Source organism: Streptomyces sp. NPDC029152 (genome assembly GCF_055564355.1).
This window is the reverse complement of record NZ_JBVHWR010000004.1, coordinates 530,259-554,456: the sequence shown is the minus strand read 5'-3', so window position 1 is coordinate 554,456 and position 24,198 is coordinate 530,259. Positions and strand designations below refer to the sequence as shown.

Here is a 24,198-nt window from a genome sequence, read left to right as displayed (position 1 = left end):
ACCGCCCCCGGACCCGCGGCCGGCACGGTCCGGGGTGCCGTCCGGCGCCGGGCCGGGGCGGAACCCGGTCGCAGGCGGGGACGAGTGCGCCGGCGGGGACGAGTGCGCCGGCGGGGACGAGGTGTGCGGCCGGGTGACCGGTGCGGGTGACCGGCACCCGTTTACTATGCTCCCTTCATGCCCGGGGCCGGGAGCGAGGGGTGAACGGCCGCAGACGGGCCGCTCCGCCCCTCCGAGGTCGAGCGTGCGCTGCGAGGACGAAGAGATGGGTGACCCGGGAACGTGCTGAAAGAGGTCACCGCGACCCGTTACATCACGCCCTTGCGTGAGGGCGGTTCGCTCCCCGGTCTGGTCGAGGCGGACGACCTCGGCACCTACGTCCTGAAGTTCACCGGCGCCGGGCAGGGCCGCAAGACGCTCGTCGCCGAAGTGGTCTGCGGCGAACTGGCCCGCCGGCTCGGCTTCCGCGTGCCGCGGCTGGTGACGGTCGAGCTCGACCCGGTGCTGGGGCTCGGCGAGCCCGACCAGCAGGTGCAGGAACTCCTCAAGTCCAGCGGCGGCACCAACCTCGGCATGGACTTCCTCTCCGGCGCGCTCGGTTTCGACCCGCTGGCCTTCGCGGTGAGCCCGGAGGAGGCCGGCCGCATCGTCTGGTTCGACGCGCTGGTCAACAACGTCGACCGCTCCTGGCGTAACCCGAACCTGCTGCGGTGGCGGGGCGAGGTGTGGCTCGTCGACCACGGCGCGACGATGATCTGGCACCACAACTGGCCCGGCGCCGAGGCCTCGGCCGCCCGCCGCTACGACGCCCGCGACCACGCCCTCGCGCCCTTCGCGCCGGACGTCCGCGCCGCCGCCGACGCCCTCGCGCCCCTGGTCACCGAGGAACTCCTCGCCGAGGTCACCGCCGAGATCCCGGACGTCTGGCTCGTGGACGAGCCAGGCTTCGCGACCCCCGACGACCTGCGACGGGCCTACGCCCGGCCGCTCCTCGCGCGCGCCGCCACGATCCACGACCGCATCGAGGGGGGCCGGTGAGCGACCGCCACGTCTACGAGTACGCGCTGCTGCGCGTCGTGCCGCGCGTCGAGCGCGGCGAGTGCGTCAACGCCGGAGTGCTCGTGTACTGCCGGGCCGAGTCCTACGTCGGCGCCCGCACCCACCTCGACGAGAACCGGCTGCTGGCCCTCGACCCGCACGTGGACCTGCCCGGCGTGCGCGCCGCGCTGCGCGCCGTCGAGGGCGTGTGCGCCGGCGGGGAAGCGGCGGGACAGGCGGCTCCCGACGATCCCGGCCGCCGCTTCCGCTGGCTGATCGCCCCCCGCTCCACGATCGTCCAGCCGGGCCCCGTGCACACCGGCCTCACGACCGATCCGGCCGCCGAGGCGGAACGGCTCCTCGACCTGCTGGTGCGGTAGTACGCCCCCTTCACCGGGCCGCCCCGGCGGGACACGCGTGTCCCGGGCCGCTCGGCCGGGGCGGGGACGCGCGTGCCCCGTCCCCGCCGGACACGGCCCCGTGCCTCGGCGCCCCGCCCCCGGCGGGCCCCCGCCCCTCGAACCGCCTGCGACGCGCCCCGCGGCCCCACGGCGCTGGGCCGTCCGGGGGAGCCCGGCGCGGCCGGCACACCGGGGAACCCAGGGAATGGATCACACCGGCCCGGTGTCCCGTTGACACCGGGTGCCAGGGCTTCTAGCGTCACGTCTGCGGAAGGTACTAAGCGGTCGCTCACCCATGGGCGCGCCGAGGGGCCCCGCACGGGCCGCATCCCCAGGACGAGGAGAAGCAGCAATGTCCACCAATGAGCAGCGGGTCGCCGTCGTCACCGGAGCCGCGCGCGGCATCGGTGCCGCCACCGCCGTACGACTGGCCGCCGAGGGCCGCGCCGTCGCCGTGATCGACCTCGACGAGGCCGCCTGCAAGGACACCGTGGAGAAGATCACCACGGCCGGCGGCAGGGCGATCGCGGTCGGCTGCGACGTCTCCGACGAGGCGCAGGTCGAGGCGGCCGTCGCACGCATCGCCGAGGAGCTGGGCGCGCCCACGATCCTCGTCAACAACGCGGGCGTCCTGCGCGACAACCTGTTGTTCAAGATGAGCGTCTCCGACTGGGACACCGTCATGAACGTGCACCTGCGCGGCGCCTTCCTGATGTCGAAGGCCTGCCAGAAGCACATGGTGGACGCCGGCTTCGGCCGTATCGTCAACCTGTCGTCCTCCTCCGCGCTCGGCAACCGCGGCCAGGTCAACTACTCCGCCGCCAAGGCCGGTCTGCAGGGCTTCACCAAGACCCTCGCCAAGGAGCTCGGCAAGTTCGGCGTCACCGCCAACGCCGTCGCCCCCGGCTTCATCGCCACCGAGATGACCAAGGCCACCGCCGACCGCGTCGGCATGGGCTTCGAGGACTTCAAGGCCGCCGCCGCCACCCAGATCCCGGTCGCGCGCGTCGGCGAGCCCGAGGACATCGCCAACGCCATCGCCTTCTTCACCGGCGAGGCCGCCGGCTTCGTCTCCGGCCAGGTGCTGTACGTGGCCGGCGGACCGCTCGACTAGGGACAGGGACATGACTGAACTCCCCGCACTCTCCGGCGAGGTCGCCCTCGTCACGGGCGCCAGCCGCGGCATCGGCTACGGCGTCGCCGAGGCGCTCGTCGCGCGCGGCGACCGCGTCTGCATCACCGGCCGCAACGAGGACGCCCTGAAGGAGGCCGTCGAGAAGCTCGGCGCCGACCGGGTCATCGGCGTGGCCGGCAAGGCCCACGACGAGGCCCACCAGGCCGCCGCCGTCGAGCGCACGATGGAGGCCTTCGGCCGCGTCGACCACCTGGTCAACAACGCCGGCACCAACCCGGTGTTCGGACCGATCGCCGACCTCGACCTGAACGTCGCGCGCAAGGTCTTCGAGACCAACGTGATCTCGGCGCTCGGCTTCGCCCAGCGCACCTGGCACGCCTGGCAGAAGGACAACGGCGGCACGATCGTCAACATCGCCTCCGTCGCGGGCCTGTCGCCCTCGCCCTTCATCGCCGCCTACGGCGTCAGCAAGGCCGCGCTGATCAACCTCACCGCGCAGCTGGCGCACGAGTTCGCGCCCGGCGTGCGGGTCAACGCGATCGCCCCGGCCGTCGTGAAGACCAAGTTCGCCGCCGCCCTGTACGAGGGCCGCGAGGAGGAGGCCGCCGCGGCCTACCCGCTGGGCCGGCTCGGCGTGCCCTCCGACATCGGCGGCGCCGCCGCGTTCCTCACCTCGGAACAGTCCGCGTGGGTCACCGGCCAGACCCTGGTGGTCGACGGGGGCATCTTCCTGAACGCCGGCGTGGCCTGACACGCCACCCGCCGCACGTCACCGCGGCACGGGCGCCATGGACTCCGACGGCGCCCGTGTCCGTGTACTGAGATCATCCGGGCCATGACAACGTAGTCATCGCGAGAATGATCAAAACCCCTGTTCACAGGGGGTTCAGGGCGCCCGGTGCTGCGGTATGGTCTGCCGACCCTTGGTACGGCGGATCGAGGAGCGTGCGCGTGTTCAACCGGAACCGATGCCTGCGGAGAGTCGTGGCCATCGCGTCCATGTCATCGCTGGTCGCCGGATGCGGCATCCTGTCGTCCGACAGTTCCGAGGACGGGGGACCGATCGTCGTGGGAACGACCAGCGCGCCCAGCACGCTGGATCCCGCGGCCTCCTGGGACGGCTCCTGGGAGTTGTTCCGCAACGTCTACCAGACGCTGCTCAGCTACCCCGACGGCGCGACCACGCCCCAGCCCGACGCCGCCAAGAACTGCGCCTTCACCGACACGGCGAACCAGGTGTACCGCTGCGAGCTGCGCGACGGCCTGACCTTCTCCGACGGGCACCCGCTGGACGCGCAGGCGGTCAAGCACTCCGTGGACCGCATCAAGCGGATCAACGTCAACGGCGGTCCCGCCGGTCTCCTGGGCAGCCTCGACCGGGTCCAGGCCCCCAGTGAGCGCGAGGTGGTCTTCCACCTCAACAAGCCCGACGCCACCTTCCCCTTCGTCCTCGCCACGCCGGCGATGTCGATCGTGGACCCCGCCGAGTACCCGGCGGACGCGCTGCGCGAGGGCGACGGGATCGTCGGCTCCGGTCCGTACGCGCTCCAGGCGTACCGGGACGGGGAGCGGGCCGAACTCGTCCGCAACGACCGCTACAAGGGTTTCGCGGAGCGCCACAACGACGCGGTGACCATCCGGTACTTCAAGGACTCCGCCGGCATGGTGAAGGCCCTGCGCGACCACGAGATCCAGGTGACCTACCGGGGTCTCGCGGCCGACGACGTCATCACGCTCCAGGGCAGGGCCGGCAAGGAGGAGGAGCTCCAGCTGGTCGAGGGCACCGGCGCGGAGATCAGCTACCTGGTGTTCAACCCGAAGGACCCCTGGGCGGGCCGCAAGGCCGTGCGCCAGGCCGTCGCCCAGGTGATCGACCGGGCGGCGATAGCCCACAAGGTCTACCAGGACACCGTCGACCCGCTGTACTCGATGGTCCCCAAGGGACTGACGGGCCACACCACGGGCTTCTTCGACGACTACGGCGACCCCAGCGTCTCCAAGGCCCGCGAGATCCTCTCCGACGCCGGCATCACCGAGCCCGTCCCGCTCACCCTCTGGTACACCACCGACCGCTACGGCTCGGAGACCGAGGCGGAATTCAAGGAGCTCGCGCGGCAGCTCGACGACTCCGGCCTGTTCACGGTGACCCTCAAGAGCCGGCCCTGGAAGACGTACGTCGAGGGGTACCAGGAGGGCGAGTACCCGGTGTTCGGCCGCGGCTGGTCCCCGGACTTCCCGGACGCCGAGAACTTCATCGCCCCCTTCGTCGGCGAGCAGAACGCGCTCGGTACGCCGTACCCGGCCCCCGAGATCACCGGCGACCTGCTGCCCCGGTCCCGGCGCGAGAGCGACCGCGCCAACGTGGAGAAGGACTTCGAGCGTGCGCAGCAGATCCTCGTGAACGACGCGAGGCTGCTGCCGTTGTGGCAGGGCAAGCAGTACGTGGCCGCGAGCGACGACATCTCGGGCGCGGAACGGGCGCTGGACCCCTCGACGATCATGATGATGTGGCAGCTGTCCCGGAAGACCAGCTGGTAGCCGGTCTGCTCCCGGCCCGGCCGGGCGCCCCCGGGAGCGGATTGTCAGTGGCCGCCGGTAGGTTCTGAGGACTGGAAGCGACCGCCCACCGTGAGGAAGTTGACGTGACCGACAACGCCGTGCTGCCCGAGTCCTGGCGCGAGGTGCTGGGCGACGAACTGCAGAAGCCCTACTTCAAGGAGCTGATGGAGTTCGTCGAGGAGGAGCGGGCGAAGGGCCCCGTCTACCCCCCGCGCGAGGAGGTCTTCGCCGCGCTGGAGGCCACGCCGTACGACCAGGTGAAGGTGCTGGTCCTCGGGCAGGACCCGTACCACGGCGAGGGGCAGGGCCACGGGCTGTGCTTCTCGGTCCGGCCGGGCGTGAAGGTCCCGCCGTCGCTGCGCAACATCTACAAGGAGATGCACGCGGAGCTGGACGTCCCGATCCCGGACAACGGCTACCTCATGCCCTGGGCGAAGCAGGGCGTCCTGCTGCTCAACGCGGTGCTCACGGTCCGGGCCGGCGAGGCGAACTCGCACAAGTCCCGGGGCTGGGAGCTGTTCACCGACGCGGTGATCCGCGCGGTCGCCGACCGGCCCGACCCGGCGGTGTTCGTGCTGTGGGGCAACTACGCGCAGAAGAAGCTGCCGCTGATCGACGAGACGCGGCACGCGGTGGTCAAGGGCGCGCACCCCTCGCCGCTGTCGGCGAAGAAGTTCTTCGGCTCCCGCCCGTTCACGCAGATCAACGAGGCGGTCGCCGAACAGGGACACGAGCCGATCGACTGGACCATCCCCGACCTGGGCTGAACCGGCGTCCGGGGCCGGTCGTCCGCCGGCCGGCCCGCGCGTCACGGGCCGCCTGACCTGGAAGACCCGTGCCTGCCGTTAGCGTCGTCGGGGACAGCCGACGAGGGGCACGGAGGACGTGGTGGCCAAGGGACAGGAGCAGGCGGCGCCGGACACCGTGCCGACGCGGATCGGACAGGCCGTCATGCTGCACCACGCGGGCGACCGCGAGGAGGCCCGGCACCGCTACCTCGCCCTGTGGGCGGAGATCGGCGAGCACGGCGACCCGTTGCACCGCTGCACCCTGGCCCACTACCTGGCCGACACCCAGGACGACCCGGGGGACGAACTGGCGTGGGACCTGAGGGCCTTGGCCGCCGCCGAGGAGATCACCCAGGGCCGTGGCGGCGAGCACCACGAGGGCGTGCCCGCCGCCCGCGCCCTGTATCCCTCACTGCACCTGGAGCTGGCCGCCGACTACGACAGCCTCGGCCACCACGAGGCCGCCCGGGTGCATCTGCGGCGGGCCCGTGACGCGGCCGAGGCCCTGGCCCACGACCGCTACGGCGAGGGCGTGCGTGCGGCGATCCGCCGCCTGGAGTCGCGGCTCGGCGACGGCGGGCCCGCGACGGACGGGCCCTGGGGGCCGCCGCGCCGGCGGCCGTAGACGGCGCGCGCCGTGCGGTCCCGGTCGGCGGGGACTCAGCGGCCGTACGTCTGCTCGCAGATGGCCGCCTCCGGACTGCCGGGCCGCCAGCCGCCGTACTGCCTGCCCAGGGAGCACAGGTCCGCTCCCGTGCCGGCGCCTCCGCCGGCCGGTCCGGAGAGGCCGGGGACGTCGACGCGGGGCTCCTGAGCGAATCCGCCCGGCAGCCGGGGCGCCTCGGGGCGTGCGTGCCGTGGCTGCGGATCCGGGCGGGCGGCCGGGGGCTTGCGCGGCGCCGGGCGCGCCGTACGGCGCGGCTCGTCCGAGACGCGGCCGGAGGACGGGGAGGAGCCGGTCCTCTCCAGCGCCTCGCGGGCCGGGTCCTGCACGGCCCGCGGCCCGGCCGGGCCGTCCGTGCGGGGCGCGGAGGGGCGGGCGCCGGCCGCCGGACCGGACGCGGGCTGGACCGTCGTACAGCCGGTCAGGGCCGAGGCGGCCACGGTCAGCAGCAGCGTTGTGGTGGTCGTCGTTCGATGCACCCGCGCCACTCTGGCGGGTCGGGCCCGCTCCGCGACGGCGGACGGGCGGAGTTTGCCCCGCACGGGTGATCTCCGGCCCCGTACGGAGGCACCGCGTCCGCGATGGGTGACGTCAGTCGCCGGTGGTGCCGTCGAGGCACTCGCGGATCAGGTCGGCGTGGCCGTTGTGCCGCGCGTACTCCTCGATCAGGTGCGTGTGGACCCAGCGCAGGCTGTACCGCTCACCGGTGCGCCGGTGCTCTCCCCGGGAGATCTCGTCGAGCCGGAAGCCGGCCGCGATGCGCCGGGCGGCCTCGATCTCGGCCTGCCAGGTGGCGTACGCCTCCTGCCAGGTGTCCGCCTCGGTCAGGTGGAACTCGCCGTCCGGGTCCTCGTCGCTGTAGTAGATCGGCTCGGCCTCCTCGGCCGCCAGCACCCTGCGGTACCAGCTCCGCTCCACCTCGGCCATGTGCCGCACCAGTCCCATCAGGGACAGGGCGGAGGGGGCCACGGCGGCGGTCCTCAGCTGAGCGTCGGTCAGGCCCTCGCACTTTTGGGCGAGGGTCTGGCGGTGGTAGTCCAGCCAGCCCTCCAGCATGGTGCGTTCGTCGGCGTCGGTCGCGGGTTCCCGGCGGTCGGTGGTCATGTCCTCATCCTGGCCCGACCCCACGTGATCCACCAGGGAATTGTGCGCGTCACCGCCTCAGCATCCCGCCGATCAGCTCCCGCAGGTCCGCCCGTACGTCGTCCAGCGGCGGCGCCTCGGCGCTGAACGACCCGGCCACGCAGGAGAACATCAGCCCGTCCGCCCAGGCGACGAGGGACAGCACGTGACGGGCCGGGTCGGTCGAGCCCATCGCCGTGACGAGGGCGCCGAGCTGGTCGCGGAAGCGGGCGCCGGCGGCGTCGAAGTAGGCCCGCAGTCCGGGTCGGCGGGTGGCTTCCAGGGCCAGTTCGTAGCGCGCCAGGGTGAGTTCGCGGTTGCGGGTCAGGGCACGGTGCGTCGCCAGCGCCAGCGCGTCCACCAGGGCGTCGAGGCCGTCGCGCGGGTCCGGCATCTCGTGCAGGGCCAGTACCCGCGCCTCCCGTTCGGCCAGTCGCCGCACCGCGAGTTCCAGCAGGGCCTGCCGGGTCCGCGCGAGGTTGGAGGTGGAGCCCTGGGGGAGTCCGGCCGCCTCGTCGACCGCGCGGTGCGTGAGGCCGCGCATCCCGCGCTCGGCGAGCAGGGCGAGCGCGGCGTCGGCGACGAGGCCGGCGCGGGCGGGGGATGCGGTGCGGTCGGGCATGCGGCCAACCTACCGGGCGCACTACGGCTGTAGTACAGTCGAGGCATCGGTTCACTACATCTGTAGTGCCGACGGGGCGGACGCGAGGAGGAACCATGGCAGGGACCGGGCGGGCCGTCGTGATCGGCGGCGGGATCGGCGGACTCACCGCGGCGGCGGCCCTGCACGGCGCCGGTGTGCGGGTCACCGTGCTGGAGCGTTCCCCGGCCCTGGAGCCGGCCGGCGCCGCCATCTCCCTGTCGCCCAACGCGCTGCGGGCCCTGGACGTCGTCGGCCTCGGCGACGAGATCCGCGACCTCGCCGCCTGGCAGGGTGACGGAGGCCTGCGCACCCCGGGCGGGCGCTGGCTCTCCCGGTCCAGCGCCGAGGCCGCGGCGGCCCGGTTCGGCGGCCCCCTCGTGCTGCTGCACCGGGCCGGCCTCGTCGACCGCCTCGCCGCGCGGCTGCCGCCCGGCGCGGTCCGCACGGGCGCCGCCGCGACCCTCGCCGACCCCGGCGGCCGCGACCGGCCGGCCCGCGTGCGCACACCCGACGGCGAGCTGGAGGCCGACCTGGTCGTGGCAGCCGACGGCATCCGCTCCGCCGTACGCCGCACGCTGTTCCCGGGCCACCCCGGACCCGTCTACTCCGGCTTCACCACCTGGCGGATGGTCGTCCCGCTGCCCGGCGTCGCGTTCGCCTCCCACGAGACCTGGGGCCGGGGCCGCATCTGGGGCACCCACCCCCTCGAGGACGGCCGGGTCTACGCGTACGCCGCCGCCGTCACCGCGGCGGGCGGGCACGCCGCGGACGAGCGGGCGGAGCTGCTGCACCGGTACGGCGACTGGCACGACCCGATCCCCGCCGTCCTCGCCGCCGCCCGCCCCGAGGACGTCCTGCGCCACGACGTCCACCACATCGCCGAGCCCCTTCCCGCCTACCACCGCGGCCGGGTCGCCCTCCTCGGGGACGCGGCCCACGCCATGCCGCCGACCCTCGGCCAGGGCGGCAACCAGGCGATCGAGGACGCGATCGTGCTCGCCCACCACAGGGACGACCTCGCCGCCTACACGGCCGCCCGGCTGCCCCGCACGACCGCGATCGCGCGGCAGGCCGTCAGGGTCGCCCGGCTCAACATGGCCGGCAACCGCGCCGTGACCGCCGTACGCGACGCCATGATCACCGCGGTGTCGAGGACCGGCCCCGCGCTGTTCCTGCGGAGCTTCGACGGCATCGCCGACTGGCGGCCCCCGCAGGCGCCGTATGCTTCGCAGCGGACCCGGGCCGGCGAGCGTTAGAGGAGCACATCCCGTGAAGGTCGGTTGCATCGGACTCGGCGACATCGCGCAGAAGGCCTACCTGCCGGTGCTCGCCGTCCTGCCCGGTGCCGAGCTGCACCTGCAGACCCGCACCCCCGCGACCCTCACCCGCGTCGCCGACGGCCTGCGCGTCCCGCAGGCGCAGCGCCACGCCGACCTCGACTCCCTCCTGGCCCAGGACCTCGACGCCGCCTTCGTGCACGCGCCGACGGCGGTCCACCCCGAGATCGTGACGAGACTCCTGGAGGCGGGCGTGCCGACCTACGTCGACAAGCCGCTCGCCTACGAACTCGCCGACTCCGAGCGGCTGGTGGAGCTCGCCGAACGGCGCGGCACGAGCCTCGCCGTCGGCTTCAACCGGCGCCACGCCCCCGGGTACGCGCAGTGCGCCGAGCACCCGCGCGAACTGATCCTCATGCAGAAGAACCGCACGGGGCTCCCGGAGGAGCCGCGCACGATGATCCTCGACGACTTCATCCACGTCGTCGACACCCTGCGGTTCCTGGTGCCCGGCCCGGTCGACGACGTCACCGTGCGCTCCCGCGTGGAGAACGGCCTGCTCCACCACGTCGTGCTCCAGCTCGCCGGGGACGGCTTCACCGCGCTCGGCGTGATGAACCGGCTCAGCGGCTCGGCCGAGGAGATCCTCGAGGTCTCCGGCCAGGACACCAAGCGTCAGGTGGTCAACCTCGCCGAGGTGATCGACCACAAGGGCCAGCCGACCGTGCGGCGGCGCGGCGACTGGGTCCCGGTGGCCCGGCAGCGCGGCATCGAGCAGGCGGTGCTCGCCTTCCTCGACGCCGTGCGCTCGGGCACGGTGCTCAGTGCCCGGGACGCGCTGGAGACCCATGAGCTGTGCGAGCGGGTGGTACGCGCGGTGCTGGATCCGACCGCCTGAGCCGCAGCGTCCGCACCCCGTCGCCGACGGCCCACGCCGCCAGGACCAGCAGCGCCGCGTGCACCGTCCAGTCGCCGAACCGGACGTACGGGGTGGTGCCGTGCGCGAGCGGCACGTCGTAGACCCGTGCCGCGCTCGCGTCGGTGCCGAGCCGGGGGCCGATCCGCGCACCCGTCGCGTCGTGGACGGCCGAGACACCGGTCAGCGTCGCGTGGACCATCGGGCGGCCGGTCTCGGCGGCGCGCAGCGCGGCGAGCGAGGCGTGCTGCGCGGGCGCCCAGGTGTCCTGGAACGTCGACGTCGACGACTGGGCGAGCAGCACCTCGGCGCCGTCGGCGGCCAGATGCCGGCTCATGTCGGGAAAGGCGCTCTCGAAGCACACCATCGGGCCGATCCGCAGCCCGTTCCCCACGTCCATCACGACCTGCTCCGAGCCGCGCCTGCGGTCCTCGCCGGCCGCCTTGCCGACGGAGGTGGCCCAGCCGAGCAGCGAGCGCGCCGGCACGTACTCCCCGAAGGGCACCAGCCGCATCTTGTCGTACCGGTCGCCGGTCGGGCCGTCCGGGCCGACGAGCACCGAGCTCTTGTAGATACCGGGCTTGTCCGAACGCCGCGCGTCCACGTTGACCAGGACGTCCGCGCCGGTCTCCCGGGACAGGGCCGCCAGCCGCCGCGCCAGGTCCGGCCGTTCGTCCAGGTCGAAGCCGACGCTGCTCTCACCCCAGACGATCAGGTCGGCGCCCCGGCCCGCCAGCCCCCGGGTCAGCTCCTCCTCCCGGTCGAAGCGCCGGTCGGCGCTGTCGCGGCCGGCGACGACGCCGGGCTGCACCACGGCGACGGCGACCCGCTCCCCGGTGTCGGGTCGCGGCGCCCACACCCAGGCGGCGGAGGTGGCGGCGGCGGTGACGGCGAGCCCGGCCACGGCGGGCACCCGGGCCCGGCGGACGGCGACCAGGACGGCGACGGCCACGTTGACGGCCACCACCAGGAAGCTCAGCAGCCACACCCCGCCGACCGAGGCGAGCCGCAGCGCCGGGGCGACCTGCCACTGACTGGAGCCGATCATGCCCCAGGGACCGCCGAGCCCCTGCCAGGACCGGACCAGCTCCACGGCCAGCCAGCCCGACGGCAGCACCACCAGCGCCGCCGCGACCCCGCCGCCCGACGGGGCCCCGCCCAGCAGCCGCCGTACCAGCCATCCCCACGGCGCCCACAACGCGCCGAGCAGCGCGGCGATGACGAACGTGAACACGTGCAGGCTGGGCAGCAGCCAGTGGTGCATGGCCAGCATGAACCCGAACCCCGCGCACCAGCCGTCGTACGCGGCCCGCCTGCCCGTCGGCGCGCTGCGGGCCAGCAGCAGCCAGGGGACCAGGGCCGCCCAGGCCCACCACCACAGCGACGGGGCGGGAAAGGCGAGGACGGGCAGCGCGCCGGCGAGCGCGGCGACGGCCGAGCGCCGCAGGGGGGAGGTGAGCCAGTGGCCGGGCGTCTTCATGGGCGGCTCCCTACCCCGTGGTGCCTTCGGTGTGCGCTCTCGGTACGAACCCGTTCAGTTGATCACACCGGCGGCGCGCCGACCGGGCGGGCACCGCCCCGGGGCGATATCCGGTGGCCCCGGGCGGGTGCGGGCGCCGATGCTGTCCGGCATGAACGATCAGCAGGAACCCCGTTTCCGCGTCCGCGCCCGCCACACCGGCTCCACGGTCACCGTGTACCAGGCCTACCGCCCGGAGATCGGCCGCGCGGCGGCCCGGGAGGGCCGCTTCCCGCCGTCCTGGAAACGCGACCGCATGACCTGGATCAAGCCGTCGTTCCTGTGGATGATGTACCGCTGCGGATGGGGCACGAAGGAGGGCCAGGAGACGGTCCTCGCCGTCGAGATCCGGCGGGAGGGCTTCGTCTGGGCACTGCGCAACGCCTGCCTGTCCCACCACGTCCCCGAGCTGCACGGCGACAAGGAGTCCTGGCGGCGGCGGCTGCGGCAGGCCCCCGCGCGCGTGCAGTGGGACCCCGAACGCGATCTGCGCCTCGCCCCGTTGCCGTACCGGTCGCTGCAGCTGGGCCTGGCCGGGGAGGCGGCGGCGCGGTACGCCGACGAGTGGATCGTGGGCATCGAGGACGTGACGCCGCTCGCGGCCGAGATCCACGGGCTCGTCCGGGCCGGCCGGGACGGGCGCGCCGCCGCGCTGCTGCCGGAGGAACGGCCGCTTCCCCTCGACGAGGACGCTCTGGCGCATCTGGGCGGATGAGGAATCCCCGCCTAGGATGATCGATGATCGATCAAACGAACTCGCCCAGGAGGTTCTCATGACGCGTCCCGTCACGGTCGTCACCGGAGGCGGTCGGGGAATCGGCGCGGCGACCTGCCTGCGCCTCGCCTCCGACGGGCACGACGTCGTCGTCGGCTGTGTCCGTGACGAGGCGGCCGCCGGGACGGTCGCGGACGGGGTGCGGGAGGCCGGCGGCCGTGCCCTCGTCGTGCGGGCGGACACGTCGGCCGAGGCCGACGTCGAGCGCCTCTTCGAGGTGGCGGAGCGGGAGCTCGGCCCGGTGACGGGCCTCGTGAACAACGCGGCGGTGACCGGTCCGCTGGGGTGCCTCGCCGACAGCGACACCGCGGACCTGCGCCGGGTCCTCGACGTCAACCTGCTCGGCGCGCTGCTGTGCGCCCGCCGCGCCGCTCAGCTGATGACCGCGCGGGGGAGCGGCGCGATCGTCAACGTGTCGTCGGGCGCCGCGACCCTCGGCAGCCCGGGGGAGTACGTCCACTACGCGGCGTCCAAGGCGGGCGTCGACGCCCTGACCGTGGGCCTGGCCAAGGAGCTCGGCCCGGCCGGTGTCCGCGTCAACGCCGTCGCCCCCGGCGTCATCGACACCGAGATGCACGCCGCCATGGGCGACCCGGACCGGGCCCGGCGGATGGGGGCGGCCGTTCCCCTGGGCCGCGCGGGCCGGGCCGAGGAGATCGCCGCGGCCGTCGCCTGGCTGATGTCGCCGGACGCGTCGTACACGACGGGGACGGTGCTGCGTGTCGCGGGAGGGCGCTGAGACGTCGACACGGCCCGGAGCGCCTGCTCACGGGCCGGCCTTCCGGCCGCTCAGGCGGCCTCGATGATCTCGCAGCGGATCGCGGCGGCCCACTCGACCACCAGCAGCTCGTACTCCACGCGCTCCTGAGCCGACAGGGATCCGCCCGCACGTCGCCACAGGGCACGGATCTGGTCGTTCAGCTCCGCGGCGGAACGCACGGAACCAGGGGTCACGTAATCGGGGGACATGCGGACAAGCCTAGGGGCAAGCACTGACACTGCGCTACCGGACGGCTACGCAGGCATATGCCCCTCAGCCCGAGGACTCCGCGGCGTGCGGACTGAGGACTCCCGCCGCGACCAGGGCGATGATGACGACGCCGAGCGCGATGCGGTACCAGACGAAGGGCATGAAGCTCTTGGTCGAGATGAACTTCATGAACCACGCGATGACCGCGTAGCCGGTGCCGAAGGCGATGACCGTCGCGAACAGCGTCGGACCCCAGGAGACGTGGTCGCTCTCCATCGCGTCCTTGAGCTCGAACAGGCCGGAGGCGAGCACCGCGGGGACCGCGAGCAGGAACGAGTACCGGGCCGCGGCCTCGCGCCGGTAGCCCATGAAGAGGCCGCCGCTGATGGTCGCGCCGGACCGGGAGACGCCCGGGATGAGGGCCATGGCCTGGCAGAACCCGTAGATCAGGCCGTCCCTCACGCCCAGGTCGTCCAGCTCCTTGCGCCGCTTCGGCGCGCGGTGCCGGCCGCCCTGCTCGTCGCGCGCCGCCAGGCGGTCCGCGATGCCGATGACCACGCCGACGACGATCAGCATGGTCGCGGTGACGCGCAGGTCGCGGAACGGCCCCTCGATCTGGTCCTTCAGCGTCAGGCCGAGCACACCGATCGGGATGGAGCCGATGATCACCAGCCAGCCCATGCGGGCGTCCGGGTTCCCGCGCATCTCCCTGCTCGCGAGCGAGCGGGTCCACGCCGAGATGATCCGCCCGATGTCCTTGCGGAAGTAGATGAGGACGGCGGCCTCCGTGCCGATCTGGGTGATCGCCGTGAAGGCCGCTCCCGGGTCGTGCCAGCCGGAGAACGCCGCGGTCAGCCGCAGGTGCGCGCTGGACGAGACGGGGAGGAACTCGGTCAGCCCCTGGACGAGTCCGAGGACGAGGGATTCAAACCAAGACATGAAGTTACGGAGTCCAAGTGCCGATCGAGGAACGGTCGATGGACACACCGAGCCACCGTCCGCGGTGATCAGGATCAGGCGTGTCGAGGGGCAGCGTAGCGCCCCGGAATGAAGGCCGGACGACAGGGGTGACGGGCCCGGGACCACGGCCGGGCCCCTTCGCGCACCCCGTCGGCCCGGACGGGCCCTCCGTCAGCGCCCGCGCAGCCGGTGACGCCTGCGCCAGGCCACCACCGCGCCCGCCAGCCCGGGCAGGGCGATGCAGGCCAGGGCGATCAGGAAGGCCGGTGAGGTCGGCGTCGAGGCGCGGGCCCCGGCGACGGCGTAGGCGGCGGTGTTCGGGATCGAGCCGAGGGCCGTCGCCAGCAGGAACGGCAGCAGGCCCATGCGCGAGACGGCCGCGCAGTAGTTGGCGGCGGCGAACGGCACCCCCGGGAACAGCCGCGCCGCCAGCATCGAGCGGAAGCCGTGCCGGCTGAGCTGCCCGTCCGCCGCCTTCAGCCACTTGCCCCGCAGCAGCGGACGCAGCGCCTCCTGGCCGAGGACCCGGCCCAGGCAGAAGGCGACCCCGGCGCCCAGCACCGTTCCCGCCAGGGCGGAGGCGAGGCCCAGCTGCGAGCCGAACAGGGCGCCCGCGGCCAGGTTCAGCAGCGGACGCGGGACGAAGGCGACGGTGCACAGCCCGTACGCCACCGCGTAGGCGAGCGCCGCGGCGGCGCCTCCGAGCTGTGGCGGCCAGCCGTTCGTCAGCAACCGCTGCGGCTGGAACAGCACCACCGCCGTCCCGGCCGACGCGAGCAGGGCGACGAGCAGGGAGAAGCGGGACCACGGGGAGAGCAGGACTCTCGTCACGCGGGCGATGGGACCGGTCGGTGCGACGGGCCCGGCGGCCGCGGCGACGGCGAGCTCCGTCGCGGCGGCCCGGGGAGAGGCCGTGATGGTGCCCCCAGAGCGGGTGGTGGCATCGAGCATCCGGTGACACTAACCGACATATGTGTGTGATCGCCGTAGGGTGCGTCTCATGAGCGTCACAGACACGGGAATTCCGGACGTGCCGCACAGCCCCCTCGCCGACACCGTGCTGGAGCGGCTCACCGCCGTGCACGCCGGTGCCGCCGACCCTGGACGGGCCGCCGGGACGCGGGCGCACATGAGGGACGTGGCCCCCTTCCTGGGCCTGACCTCGCCTGTTCGCCGCGCCCTGTCCCGCACGGTCCTGGACGGCCTGCCCGCCCCGGCGAGGCGGACTGCGCCGCGATCGCGCTGCGCTGCCGGCGCCTGCCCGAGCGCGAGCACCACTACTTCGCCGTCGATCTCCTGCGCCGTCATGTGACGCACTACTCCTCCGGTTTCCTCCCCGTGGTCCGGCATCTGCTCACCACCGTCCCCTGGTGGGACACCGTCGGCCTGCTCGCCGCGCACGTCGCCGGAGGACCGGTCGCGGCCGGCCGCGGCCTCACGGCCGGCGTGGACGCCTGGATCGCCCACGAGGGCCTCCGGCCGGTGCGCGCCGCCCTGCTCCACCGACTGCGCTACGAGCAACGCACCGACACCGACCGCCTCTTCGGTTACTGCCTGCGCCGGTCCGGCCACCCCGACTTCTTCGTCCGCAGGGCCGTCGGCTGGTGCCTGCGCGAGTACGCCAGGACCGGCCCCGTGCGCGGTCCGCGCCTTCGTGACCGCGCGCGGGCGGGCCCTCGCCCCGCTGTCCGTGCGGGAGGCGCTGCGGAACACCGGCCCGTAGCGCCGGACGGGAAGCGCGTCGATCGAACACCCGTGCCGTAAAAAAGCATTCGACGTGGGACAAAGCGTCGGCGATGATCGGCGTCATGCTCCGGTACGCCTTCCCCCTCGCAGCATCCGCGGTCGCGGATGTCCCGAAGGCCGCCGTCCCCTTCTTCCCGCTCTTCCCCTTCTTCTCGTTCCTCCCGTTCCTCCCGTTCTTCCCGGCCGCCGCCGACGGCGCCCGAGGCTGACCCTCCCCGGATCGTCCGGCGGACCCCGCAGGGGGAGGGGCGGCCGGCCCCAGGGGTCCCCACCACCGCCACGAGGCTTCGAGGTACCGCCATGCCCAAGACGGCGTACGTCCGCACCAAACCGCACCTGAACATCGGGACGATGGGCCATGTCGACCACGGCAAGACCACCCTGACCGCCGCCATCACCAAGGTCCTCGCCGGGCGCGGCGCCGGCACCTTCGTGCCGTTCGACCGCATCGACCGCGCCCCGGAGGAGGCGGCGCGCGGCATCACCATCGACCTCGCGCACGTCGAGTACGAGACCGACACCCGGCACTACGCGCACGTCGACATGCCCGGCCACGCCGACTACGTCAAGAACATGGTCACCGGCGCCTCCCAGCTCGACGGGGCGATCCTCGTCGTCTCCGCGCCGGACGGGATCATGCCGCAGACCGCCGAACACGTCCTGCTCGCCCGGCAGGTGGGCGTCGACCACATCGTGGTCGCGCTCAACAAGGCCGACGCCGTCGAGGGCGGCGAGGACGCGGTGCTGACCGACCTGGTCGAGCTGGAGGTCCGCGAACTGCTCACCGCGCACGGCTACGGCGGCGACACCGTGCCCGTCGTCCGGGTCTCGGGGCTGAAGGCCCTGGAGGGCGACCCGCGCTGGACGGCGTCCGTCGAGGCGCTGCTCGACGCCGTGGACACCTATGTGCCCATGCCCGAGCGGTACCTGGACGCGCCGTTCCTGCTGTCCGTGGAGAACGTGCTCGCCATCACCGGCCGCGGCACGGTCGTCACCGGCGCGGTCGAGCGCGGCACCGTCCGCGTCGGCGACCGGGTCGAGGTGCTCGGGGCGTCCGTCGGGACGGTCGTCACCGGTCTGGAGACCTTCGGCAGGCCGATGGAGGAGGCGCGGGCCGGGGACGACGTGGCGCTGCTGCTGCGCGGTGTCGCCCGTGACGCGGTGCGCCGCGGCCATGTGGTCGCCGCCCCCGGCAGCGTCGTGCCCGCCCGGCGCTTCTCGGCGCGGATGTACGTGCTGTCGGCGCGCGAGGGCGGGCGGTCGACGCCGCTCACCACCGGATACCGGCCGCAGTTCCACATCCGGACCGCGGACGTGGCCGGCGCCGTGGACCTCGGGGAGACCGCCGTCGCCCGGCCCGGTGACACCGTCACGATGACGGTCGAGCTGGGGCGTGAGGTGCCCCTGGAGCCGGGGCTCGGGTTCGCCGTCCGCGAGGGCGGGCGGACCGTGGGCGCGGGCACGGTGACGGCCGTCGGGTGAGCCCCCCGCGCCCCTGCCGGTGCTGCCCGGCCGCACAATGGAGGAGTGGACCATGAGGGAGTGAACGAAGCCGTACCCGTCGGTCGCGTCACCGACCACGGCACCGTCAAGCTCATGCCCGACGTCGACCGGCGGCGGGCCTGGCTGCTCACCGTCGACGGGGCGCCGCAGTCGTACGTCGACCTGGACGAGCCGGCGCACCTGGAGTTCGAGTACGCGCGGCGGCTCGGCCACGCCCTGGACACCGTGGCGGAGCCGGGCCGTCCGCTGGACGTGCTGCACCTCGGCGGGGGCGCGCTCACCCTGCCCCGGTACGTGGCCGCGACCCGGCCCGGCTCGAGGCAGGACGTCGTGGAGGCCGACCTCGGTCTGCTGGACCTGGTCGCCGAGCACCTGCCGCTGCCGGACGGCGCCGGCATCACCGTGCACGGCGCGGACGCCCGGGCCTGGCTGGAGGCGGCGCCCGCGGACTCGGCCGACGTCCTCGTCGCCGACGTCTTCGGCGGCTCCCGCGTGCCCGCGCACCTGACGTCCCTCGCGTGGGCCCGCGAGGCCGAGCGGGTCCTGCGGCGCGACGGCGTCTACCTGGCCAACCTCGCCGACGCGGCGCCGTTCGCGTTCCTGCGTTCGCAACTCGCCGCCTTCGCCACGCTCTTCGAGGAACTGGCGCTCGTCGCCGAACCGGGCGTGCTGCGCGGACGCCGCTTCGGCAACGCCGTGCTCGTCGCCGCGCACCGGCCCCTCGACACGGCCGCGCTGGCCCGGCGCACCGCCGCCGACGCCTTCCCGGCCCGCGTCGAACACGGGCCGGCCCTGCGGGACTTCATCGGCGACGCGCGGCCGGTGCGGGACGAGGACGCCCGGCCGTCGCCCGAGCCTCCCGCCGGGGCGTTCGGCATCGGCTGAGCGGCGGGTGCGGCACGCCGGCAGGCCTCAGGCCTCCGTCGGCGGGTCCTCGGTCAGGCGTACGGTGCTCAGGATCTTCTGGACCGTCGCCTCGGGGATCTCGTCCTTGACGCCCTTGGCGCCGTAGAGGTTCCAGGTGACGAAGTCGCCCGCGCCGTTCTTGAACGCGAAGGTGATGGCCTTGCCCTCGCTGTCGCACTTCCCCTTCTGCGGGGTGCCCTCCGAGTGGGCCGTGGCGACGCTGCCCTTGATGCCGGAGGCCGTGGTGTAGTCCTTCGGCTTGTCGTACTTGACGCTCTTCCTGTCCGGCTCCGTGTAGCCGCCGTAGATCCACCACGGCACCCGGGTCTCGGCCGCCATGGCGGTGTCCTTGGCGCCGTCCTCACCGCGGGTGCCGGCGGTGACGAGGGCGGTGCTCTCCTTGCGGCCGTCCTTGTTCGCGTCCTCGGTGCACCACTCGGACTTGAGGTAGGCGGGGGCGGTGACGGTGGTGCGGTCCGTCTTCCCGTCCTCCTCCCACTCGAAGCCGACGCTCGTGTCGGTGCTGTCGATCTCCCAGTCGGCGGGCACGTCGAACAGCGTGCCGAAGCGCGGGTTGGCGACGACCTTCCAGCCCTCGACGGTCGGCTTCAGTTCGCCGCCGGCACGCGGGTTGTCGTCGCCGGACGCGCTCGGACCGGCCGTCGGGGCGTCGGACCCGTCCGCGGACGAGCTCGCGGACGGCTTGGTGCCCTTGCCGTCGTCGGCCTTGTCGTCCTCGTCGCCGCCCAGCACCAGGAATCCGGTCACGCCGGCGGTCACCACCACGGCGAGCGCCGCGACGATCGCGACCAGCTTCGTCCGGTTGCCGCCACCGCCGCTGCCGCTGCCGCCGCTGCCGACGACGGTCGGCGGCTCCGGCCTGCCCGGGGGCTGGCCGGAGCCCCACTGCGGCTGCTGTCCGTACGGGCCGGGCTGCTGCTGGTAGCCGGGCTGCTGGTACGGATTCGGCTGCTGGTACCCCGGCTGCTGGTACGGGTTGCTCTGCGGATTCTGCTCGCCCCCGGGCGGCTGCTGTCCTGGCCACATGAGCAGTCACCCTAGTGCGGCGCCGGACACGATTCGGTCACCGGGCCTCGTCAGGGCCGTACCGAAACCGGTCCGGCGCGGCCGGCCGCGCCGTGGTTCCTCAGGAGTCCGACGGCGTGAACTCCCGGACGGTGGGGGCGATCTCCCGCGCCGTCGCGTCCGGCGCCTCGTCGCCGACCCGCGCCGGGCCGGCGGACGACCAGGGGACGAGGCCGCCGTCGGCGGACCCGAAGGCGAACGTCGTGGCCTTGCCGTCCACGTCGCATCCGCCCTTCTCCACGACCCCGGCCGGCCGGGAGGCGGCCAGGCCGCCCGTGATGCCGGAGGCGGTGGGGAAGGGGACCACCGGCTCCGTCGTGGTCTTCTCCCGGCCGGGCCGGGCGAGCGCCCCGCAGACCCGCTCCGCCGGGTCGGACCGGCCTGCGCCCGGTCGTCCTCGCCGCCGCCCGGAGTGCGGACCCCGGCGGACGGCTGCTCCCTTGGCCATCCGGGCGGCGAGCACACGGCGGTCGCCGAGGGCGTCCGGGCCTGGCCCTTGGATGCTACTCGTGGGTAACCTGCTGCCATGAGCGCAGATCAGATGTCGATCGGCGAGTTGCTCGCCGCCACGGTGCCGATGGTCCGGACCCTGAACCTCGAGTACCTGGAGACCACCCACGAGAAGGCGGTCCTGGCCCTGCCGGACCAGAGCGAGTACCGCAACCACGTCGGCGGGCCGCACGCCGGAGCCATGTTCACGCTGGGCGAGTCGGCCAGCGGAGCGATCGTCCTGGCCGCCTTCGGCGACCAGCTCTCCCGCGCCGTGCCGCTGCCGGTCACCGCCGAGATCGCGTTCAAGAAGATCGCCCTGGGACCGGTCACCGCCACCGCCACCCTCGGCCGGCCGATCGCCGAGGTCGTCGCGGAACTGGACGAGGGCAGGCGCCCCGAGTTCCCGGTGAGCGTCGCCATCCGGCGCGAGGACGGGGCGGTCACCGGGGAGATGACCGTGGTGTGGACCCTGCGGCCCAACGGCTGAGCCGCGGGCCCGCGGCCGGGGCCCGGGCCGGGCACGGACGCGCGGACCGGTAGGCTTCCCGGGTGCGCCTCGGCTGAGGCGCACCCGGGAAGCGGCGGGGCAGGCACCCGCGCACGGCAGGGACGCGAATCGGAGGGTGTGGCGTTGCACGTCCAGGAGTGGCTCGACACGGTGCCCGCGGCGGCCGTCTACGCCGTCGTCGGACTGGTCATCGGTCTGGAGAGCCTCGGCATCCCGTTGCCCGGCGAGATCATCCTGGTCTCGGCGGCCCTGCTCTCCTCCCAGCACGGCGGCGTCGACCCGGTGATCCTCGGCGCCTGCGCCAGCGCGGGCGCGGTGATCGGCGACTCCATCGGCTACGCCATCGGCCGCAGGGGCGGCCGGCCCCTGCTGGCCTGGCTGGGAAGGAAGTTCCCCAGGCACTTCAGCGAGGGGCACGTCGCCACCGCCGAGCGGTCCTTCCAGAAGTGGGGCATGTGGGCGGTGTTCTTCGGCCGCTTCGTCGCCCTGCTGCGCATCTTCGCCGGGCCGCTGGCCGGCGTGCTGCGGATGCCCTACTGGAAGTTCCTGATCGCCAACGTCCTGGGCGGCATCGTCTGGGCGGGCGGCACCACCGCCGTCATCTACTACGTGGGCGTCGTCGCCGAGTCCTGGCTCAAGCGCTTCTCGTGGCTGGGCCTGGTGGCCGCGGTCGTCATCGGCGTCGCCTCCATGCTCGTCGTCAGGCGCAAGGCGGCGAAGGCCCGGCCGGAACCGGAGCCCGTCACCGCCGGCGACTGACGCGCCCGGCGGGGTCCCTCCGCTCAGTCGTGGAGCTCGCCGTGGGCCTTCGCCAGCTCCGCGTACATCGTCCCGTTCAGCGTGACGCCCTGACGCTCCTCCTCCGTCAGCTCCCGCCGCACCTTCGCCGGCACACCGGCGACCAGGGAGCCCGGCGGCACCCGCATGCCCTGCGGGACGAGCGCCTGGGCGGCAACCAGCGAACCGGCGCCGATCACCGCGCCGTTGAGGACGGTGGCGCCCATGCCGACCAGGCAGTCGTCCTCGACGGTCGCCCCGTGCACGACCGCGTTGTGCCCGATGGAGACGCGCTCGCCGACCGTGACGGGGAAACCGGGGTCGGCGTGGAGCGTGCAGTTGTCCTGGACGTTGCTGCTCGCCCCGACGGTGATCCGTTCGACGTCGCCGCGCAGCACCGCGCCGTACCAGACGCTCGCCCCCGCGTGCAGCGTCACGTCCCCGATGACCGAGGACGTCGGCGCCACGAAGGCCTCCGCGTCCACCTTCGGGTCCTTGCCGCCGATGCCCTTGATCAGTGCCTTCTGCGTCATCATCGCCTCCTGGTCGGGTGATGCAGTGCACCGTACGCCACCCGGTGGGGTGAAGATCACAGGCCTCCGGCGCCTCCCCCGCACCGCGTGCTGAGTACCGTGTGCGGGTGCCGAAGCGCAAGAACACGTTCTCGTCCTGGTCCAGCCGCCTCGCGCAGCGCGCCGTCCACGCGGGCTGGGCCTGGGTGCAGCGCACCGGCTCCGTCACCGCCGCGCACCCCGGGCGCTTCCGCTTCGGCGCCCTGGGCACGGGCACCCGGCTCGCCTTCCCGCTCGGCACGGTCTTCGGCGAGCCCTGGATCCACGTCGGCGCCCACTGCATCATCGGCGAGCAGGTCACCCTGACCGCCGGCCTCATGCCGGACCTCGACCTGGGCCCCGAGCCGATCCTGCGCATCGGCGACGGAGTCGTCCTCGGCCGCGGCAGCCACGTCATCGCCGACACCGCCGTCACCATCGGCAGCGACTGCTACTTCGGCCCGTACGTCTACGTCACCTCCACCAACCACTCCTACGACGATCCGCACCAGCCCATCGGCAAGCAGTGGCCCCGGATGGAGCCGGTGGAGATCGGTTCCGGCTGCTGGATCGGCACCGGCGCGGTGATCCTGCCCGGCGCGCGGATCGGACGGAACGTGGTGGTCGCCGCCGGCGCCGTGGTCCGGGGCGCGGTCCCCGACCATGCCGTGGTGGCGGGCGCGCCCGCCCGCGTCGTGCGGCGCTGGACGCCCGCGGAGGGCTGGCAGCCGCCGATGCGGACCCCGCCCCCCGTGCCGGTGCCCGACGGGGTCACGCCGGAGCAGTTGCGGGCACTGGCGCGGCTGGACGAGGAGGCGGTGGCCCGGCTGGCCGAGCTGGACGAGGGGACCGCGGGGAAGCTCGCGGAGCCGGCGGCCGAGGGCTGAGCCGCAGGCGCGGGGGAGGGCACCGGTGCCGCCCCGTCAGCCTCAGCCCGCCGCCAGCAGCAGCGTGCCCACCAGGGCGAGACCCGCGCCCGCCGCCTGGATGCCGCGCAGCCGTTCGCTCAGGAATCCGCGTGCCGCCAGCGCCGTCACCACCGGGTAGAGCGAGGCGAGCACCGCGGCCACCGTGACGGGCCCGTGCCGGGCGGCGATCGAGTAGGTGCCGTTCGCCGCGACGTCCGCGAGCCCGACGAAGGCCAGCGCCGGCAGCGCACCCCAGGGGAAACCGCCCGGCGGCAGCGCGGACGCGCCGCGCCGGACGGACACCCACAGCGCGAGACCGCCCGCGGCGACGTTGGTGACGCGCTGCACGAACAGGGCGAGGAAGAGACCGGTGAGCGTGGTCGACGCCTCGGCGATCAGGGCCATCACCGCGCCGAAACCGAAGGCCGCGACCAGCGTGAGGAGGACCGCCCGGCGCTGCACCGGAGCGCCCCGCAGCTGGGGCCCGCCGGCGAGCACGACCCCGGTGACGGCGGTCAGGATGCCGGCGAACTGCGGCAGGCCCGGGCGTTCGCCCAGGACCAGGCCGACGGTGACCGGGACGACGACCCCGACCGAGCCGAGCGGCGAGACGACGCCCATCGGACCGAGGGCGAGCGCCTTGTAGAAGGCGAGCATGGCCACCGGCCCGACCAGCCCGGCGGCAACGGCGAACCACAGGTGCGGTGAGACCTCGCTCCAGGCCCCGGTGAGAGCGACGATCGTGCCGAGCACGGCGACGGCGATCGACTGGGAGACGACGACCACCGTGAGCGCGGGCGTGCGCCGGGCCAGCGCCCCGCCTCCGAAGTCGGCCAGGCCCCACAGGAGGCTGGTGGCCAGGGCGAAGAGCGCTGTCATGATCCGGCCGCCTCGCAGTACAGTTCAGTGAACGATCAGGTGCAGTCCACCGTAGTTCAATGAACTGCACCGTGT

The 24,198-nt window shown here is 73.8% G+C and carries 28 protein-coding genes and 1 pseudogene; 18 read left to right on the top strand and 11 right to left on the bottom strand.

Annotated elements, in window-relative coordinates; translation table 11 throughout:
• Positions 1–282: 282 nt before the first annotated feature.
• The 7 genes from ACZ4V6_RS12030 to ACZ4V6_RS12000 all read left to right on the top strand — a co-directional run bounded on the left by ACZ4V6_RS12030 (position 283) and on the right by ACZ4V6_RS12000 (position 6,546).
• Positions 283–1,038, top strand: a complete 756-nt coding sequence (locus ACZ4V6_RS12030) for a HipA family kinase (RefSeq protein WP_467825503.1) — start codon at positions 283–285, stop codon at positions 1,036–1,038.
• Positions 1,035–1,418, top strand: a complete 384-nt coding sequence (locus ACZ4V6_RS12025; protein ID WP_467825500.1) for a DUF3037 domain-containing protein — start codon at positions 1,035–1,037, stop codon at positions 1,416–1,418. Before ACZ4V6_RS12030 ends, ACZ4V6_RS12025 begins: the two co-directional genes overlap by 4 nt.
• Before the next feature lie 373 nt (positions 1,419–1,791).
• Positions 1,792–2,553 carry a 3-oxoacyl-ACP reductase FabG gene (fabG, locus tag ACZ4V6_RS12020; RefSeq protein WP_467825497.1) on the top strand — a complete coding sequence of 254 codons (762 nt, stop codon included), beginning with the start codon at positions 1,792–1,794 and terminating at the stop codon, positions 2,551–2,553.
• Positions 2,554–2,563: 10 nt separating this feature from the next.
• On the top strand, positions 2,564–3,325 hold the full coding sequence (locus ACZ4V6_RS12015; RefSeq protein WP_467825494.1) for an SDR family oxidoreductase: 762 nt from the start codon (positions 2,564–2,566) through the stop codon (positions 3,323–3,325).
• A gap of 200 nt (positions 3,326–3,525) precedes the next feature.
• A complete protein-coding gene (locus tag ACZ4V6_RS12010; protein WP_467825491.1) occupies positions 3,526–5,112 on the top strand; it encodes an ABC transporter substrate-binding protein in 1,587 nt (528 codons plus the stop codon).
• 104 nt (positions 5,113–5,216) lie between these two features.
• Positions 5,217–5,900 (top strand): uracil-DNA glycosylase, encoded by a 684-nt coding sequence (gene ung / locus ACZ4V6_RS12005; protein ID WP_467825489.1) that lies wholly within the window; start codon positions 5,217–5,219, stop codon positions 5,898–5,900.
• A 121-nt stretch (positions 5,901–6,021) separates the two neighbouring features.
• Positions 6,022–6,546 (top strand): hypothetical protein, encoded by a 525-nt coding sequence (locus ACZ4V6_RS12000; protein ID WP_467825488.1) that lies wholly within the window; start codon positions 6,022–6,024, stop codon positions 6,544–6,546.
• Between the two features lie 35 nt (positions 6,547–6,581).
• Here the strand turns inward: ACZ4V6_RS12000 and ACZ4V6_RS11995 are convergent, their stop codons facing one another.
• From ACZ4V6_RS11995 to ACZ4V6_RS11985, 3 genes are all read right to left on the bottom strand, one after another.
• Positions 6,582–7,064: a hypothetical protein gene (locus ACZ4V6_RS11995; protein ID WP_467825486.1), complete on the bottom strand. Its 483-nt coding sequence runs from the start codon at positions 7,062–7,064 to the stop codon at positions 6,582–6,584.
• A gap of 112 nt (positions 7,065–7,176) precedes the next feature.
• Positions 7,177–7,689, bottom strand: coding sequence for a DinB family protein (locus tag ACZ4V6_RS11990; RefSeq protein ID WP_467825484.1), 513 nt, complete (start codon positions 7,687–7,689; stop codon positions 7,177–7,179).
• A gap of 49 nt (positions 7,690–7,738) precedes the next feature.
• Positions 7,739–8,329: a TetR/AcrR family transcriptional regulator gene (locus ACZ4V6_RS11985; RefSeq protein WP_467825482.1), complete on the bottom strand. Its 591-nt coding sequence runs from the start codon at positions 8,327–8,329 to the stop codon at positions 7,739–7,741.
• A gap of 95 nt (positions 8,330–8,424) precedes the next feature.
• On the opposite strand from ACZ4V6_RS11985, the gene ACZ4V6_RS11980 reads away from it, so the two are divergent.
• Positions 8,425–9,606: an FAD-dependent monooxygenase gene (locus tag ACZ4V6_RS11980; protein WP_467825480.1), complete on the top strand. Its 1,182-nt coding sequence runs from the start codon at positions 8,425–8,427 to the stop codon at positions 9,604–9,606.
• 13 nt (positions 9,607–9,619) lie between these two features.
• Positions 9,620–10,525, top strand: coding sequence for a Gfo/Idh/MocA family protein (locus tag ACZ4V6_RS11975; RefSeq protein ID WP_467825479.1), 906 nt, complete (start codon positions 9,620–9,622; stop codon positions 10,523–10,525).
• Here the strand turns inward: ACZ4V6_RS11975 and lnt are convergent.
• Positions 10,449–12,023 carry an apolipoprotein N-acyltransferase gene (gene lnt / locus ACZ4V6_RS11970; RefSeq protein ID WP_467825477.1) on the bottom strand — a complete coding sequence of 525 codons (1,575 nt, stop codon included), beginning with the start codon at positions 12,021–12,023 and terminating at the stop codon, positions 10,449–10,451. The genes ACZ4V6_RS11975 and lnt overlap by 77 nt on opposite strands.
• Before the next feature lie 151 nt (positions 12,024–12,174).
• Between lnt and ACZ4V6_RS11965 the strand changes: the two genes are divergently transcribed.
• Both ACZ4V6_RS11965 and ACZ4V6_RS11960 read left to right on the top strand, forming a co-directional pair.
• Positions 12,175–12,777: a DUF4291 domain-containing protein gene (locus tag ACZ4V6_RS11965; protein WP_467825475.1), complete on the top strand. Its 603-nt coding sequence runs from the start codon at positions 12,175–12,177 to the stop codon at positions 12,775–12,777.
• A gap of 58 nt (positions 12,778–12,835) precedes the next feature.
• Positions 12,836–13,576 carry an SDR family oxidoreductase gene (locus ACZ4V6_RS11960; protein WP_467825473.1) on the top strand — a complete coding sequence of 247 codons (741 nt, stop codon included), beginning with the start codon at positions 12,836–12,838 and terminating at the stop codon, positions 13,574–13,576.
• Positions 13,577–13,626: 50 nt separating this feature from the next.
• Here the strand turns inward: ACZ4V6_RS11960 and ACZ4V6_RS11955 are convergent, their stop codons facing one another.
• From ACZ4V6_RS11955 to ACZ4V6_RS11945, 3 genes are all read right to left on the bottom strand, one after another.
• Positions 13,627–13,806, bottom strand: coding sequence for a hypothetical protein (locus ACZ4V6_RS11955; protein ID WP_189231143.1), 180 nt, complete (start codon positions 13,804–13,806; stop codon positions 13,627–13,629).
• A 64-nt stretch (positions 13,807–13,870) separates the two neighbouring features.
• The gene (locus ACZ4V6_RS11950) at positions 13,871–14,746 is read right to left on the bottom strand and encodes an undecaprenyl-diphosphate phosphatase (RefSeq protein WP_467825471.1); all 876 of its coding nucleotides are present in this window, start codon (positions 14,744–14,746) and stop codon (positions 13,871–13,873) included.
• A 192-nt stretch (positions 14,747–14,938) separates the two neighbouring features.
• Positions 14,939–15,718: a TVP38/TMEM64 family protein gene (locus ACZ4V6_RS11945; RefSeq protein WP_467825469.1), complete on the bottom strand. Its 780-nt coding sequence runs from the start codon at positions 15,716–15,718 to the stop codon at positions 14,939–14,941.
• A gap of 49 nt (positions 15,719–15,767) precedes the next feature.
• Here ACZ4V6_RS11945 and ACZ4V6_RS11940 point away from each other — a divergent pair.
• From ACZ4V6_RS11940 to ACZ4V6_RS11925, 4 genes and pseudogenes are all read left to right on the top strand, one after another.
• Positions 15,768–16,490, top strand: a pseudogene (locus ACZ4V6_RS11940) (DNA alkylation repair protein).
• Between the two features lie 85 nt (positions 16,491–16,575).
• Positions 16,576–16,722, top strand: coding sequence for a hypothetical protein (locus tag ACZ4V6_RS11935; protein WP_467825467.1), 147 nt, complete (start codon positions 16,576–16,578; stop codon positions 16,720–16,722).
• Between the two features lie 91 nt (positions 16,723–16,813).
• Entirely contained in the window at positions 16,814–17,995 is a 1,182-nt protein-coding gene (tuf, locus tag ACZ4V6_RS11930; RefSeq protein WP_467825465.1) for an elongation factor Tu, read from the top strand.
• A 60-nt stretch (positions 17,996–18,055) separates the two neighbouring features.
• Complete coding sequence (locus ACZ4V6_RS11925) at positions 18,056–18,901, top strand: spermidine synthase (RefSeq protein ID WP_467825463.1); 846 nt, start codon at positions 18,056–18,058, stop codon at positions 18,899–18,901.
• Positions 18,902–18,928: 27 nt separating this feature from the next.
• Here the strand turns inward: ACZ4V6_RS11925 and ACZ4V6_RS11920 are convergent, their stop codons facing one another.
• Positions 18,929–19,969, bottom strand: a complete 1,041-nt coding sequence (locus tag ACZ4V6_RS11920; RefSeq protein WP_467825461.1) for a DUF8017 domain-containing protein — start codon at positions 19,967–19,969, stop codon at positions 18,929–18,931.
• 100 nt (positions 19,970–20,069) lie between these two features.
• Positions 20,070–20,456: a DUF8017 domain-containing protein gene (locus tag ACZ4V6_RS11915; protein ID WP_467825459.1), complete on the bottom strand. Its 387-nt coding sequence runs from the start codon at positions 20,454–20,456 to the stop codon at positions 20,070–20,072.
• Positions 20,457–20,549: 93 nt separating this feature from the next.
• Here ACZ4V6_RS11915 and ACZ4V6_RS11910 point away from each other — a divergent pair, with 93 nt between their 5' ends.
• Positions 20,550–20,987 carry a DUF4442 domain-containing protein gene (locus ACZ4V6_RS11910; protein WP_467825647.1) on the top strand — a complete coding sequence of 146 codons (438 nt, stop codon included), beginning with the start codon at positions 20,550–20,552 and terminating at the stop codon, positions 20,985–20,987.
• A gap of 144 nt (positions 20,988–21,131) precedes the next feature.
• Entirely contained in the window at positions 21,132–21,767 is a 636-nt protein-coding gene (locus ACZ4V6_RS11905) for a DedA family protein (protein WP_467825645.1), read from the top strand.
• A gap of 23 nt (positions 21,768–21,790) precedes the next feature.
• On the opposite strand, the gene ACZ4V6_RS11900 is transcribed toward ACZ4V6_RS11905, so the two are convergent.
• The gene (locus tag ACZ4V6_RS11900; protein ID WP_467825457.1) at positions 21,791–22,318 is read right to left on the bottom strand and encodes a gamma carbonic anhydrase family protein; all 528 of its coding nucleotides are present in this window, start codon (positions 22,316–22,318) and stop codon (positions 21,791–21,793) included.
• Between the two features lie 107 nt (positions 22,319–22,425).
• Here ACZ4V6_RS11900 and ACZ4V6_RS11895 point away from each other — a divergent pair, with 107 nt between their 5' ends.
• A complete protein-coding gene (locus ACZ4V6_RS11895) occupies positions 22,426–23,223 on the top strand; it encodes an acyltransferase (RefSeq protein ID WP_467825455.1) in 798 nt (265 codons plus the stop codon).
• A gap of 42 nt (positions 23,224–23,265) precedes the next feature.
• On the opposite strand, the gene ACZ4V6_RS11890 is transcribed toward ACZ4V6_RS11895, so the two are convergent.
• Entirely contained in the window at positions 23,266–24,123 is an 858-nt protein-coding gene (locus tag ACZ4V6_RS11890) for a DMT family transporter (protein ID WP_467825452.1), read from the bottom strand.
• Between the last annotated feature and the right edge of the window lie 75 nt (positions 24,124–24,198).

Excerpts from the sequence above, each read along its gene's own strand:
- fabG (WP_467825497.1), top strand. The coding sequence starts at position 1,792 with ATGTCCACCAATGAGCAGCGGGTCGCCGTCGTCACCGGAGCCGCGCGC.
- ACZ4V6_RS12015 (WP_467825494.1), top strand. The coding sequence starts at position 2,564 with ATGACTGAACTCCCCGCACTCTCCGGCGAGGTCGCCCTCGTCACGGGC.
- ACZ4V6_RS11990 (WP_467825484.1), bottom strand. The coding sequence starts at position 7,689 with ATGACCACCGACCGCCGGGAACCCGCGACCGACGCCGACGAACGCACC.
- ACZ4V6_RS11985 (WP_467825482.1), bottom strand. The coding sequence starts at position 8,329 with ATGCCCGACCGCACCGCATCCCCCGCCCGCGCCGGCCTCGTCGCCGAC.
- ACZ4V6_RS11980 (WP_467825480.1), top strand. The coding sequence starts at position 8,425 with ATGGCAGGGACCGGGCGGGCCGTCGTGATCGGCGGCGGGATCGGCGGA.
- lnt (WP_467825477.1), bottom strand. The coding sequence starts at position 12,023 with ATGAAGACGCCCGGCCACTGGCTCACCTCCCCCCTGCGGCGCTCGGCC.
- ACZ4V6_RS11965 (WP_467825475.1), top strand. The coding sequence starts at position 12,175 with ATGAACGATCAGCAGGAACCCCGTTTCCGCGTCCGCGCCCGCCACACC.
- ACZ4V6_RS11960 (WP_467825473.1), top strand. The coding sequence starts at position 12,836 with ATGACGCGTCCCGTCACGGTCGTCACCGGAGGCGGTCGGGGAATCGGC.
- ACZ4V6_RS11955 (WP_189231143.1), bottom strand. The coding sequence starts at position 13,806 with ATGTCCCCCGATTACGTGACCCCTGGTTCCGTGCGTTCCGCCGCGGAG.
- ACZ4V6_RS11950 (WP_467825471.1), bottom strand. The coding sequence starts at position 14,746 with ATGTCTTGGTTTGAATCCCTCGTCCTCGGACTCGTCCAGGGGCTGACC.
- ACZ4V6_RS11945 (WP_467825469.1), bottom strand. The coding sequence starts at position 15,718 with ATGCTCGATGCCACCACCCGCTCTGGGGGCACCATCACGGCCTCTCCC.
- ACZ4V6_RS11935 (WP_467825467.1), top strand. The coding sequence starts at position 16,576 with ATGCTCCGGTACGCCTTCCCCCTCGCAGCATCCGCGGTCGCGGATGTC.
- tuf (WP_467825465.1), top strand. The coding sequence starts at position 16,814 with ATGCCCAAGACGGCGTACGTCCGCACCAAACCGCACCTGAACATCGGG.
- ACZ4V6_RS11920 (WP_467825461.1), bottom strand. The coding sequence starts at position 19,969 with ATGTGGCCAGGACAGCAGCCGCCCGGGGGCGAGCAGAATCCGCAGAGC.
- ACZ4V6_RS11915 (WP_467825459.1), bottom strand. The coding sequence starts at position 20,456 with ATGGCCAAGGGAGCAGCCGTCCGCCGGGGTCCGCACTCCGGGCGGCGG.
- ACZ4V6_RS11910 (WP_467825647.1), top strand. The coding sequence starts at position 20,550 with ATGTCGATCGGCGAGTTGCTCGCCGCCACGGTGCCGATGGTCCGGACC.
- ACZ4V6_RS11900 (WP_467825457.1), bottom strand. The coding sequence starts at position 22,318 with ATGACGCAGAAGGCACTGATCAAGGGCATCGGCGGCAAGGACCCGAAG.
- ACZ4V6_RS11890 (WP_467825452.1), bottom strand. The coding sequence starts at position 24,123 with ATGACAGCGCTCTTCGCCCTGGCCACCAGCCTCCTGTGGGGCCTGGCC.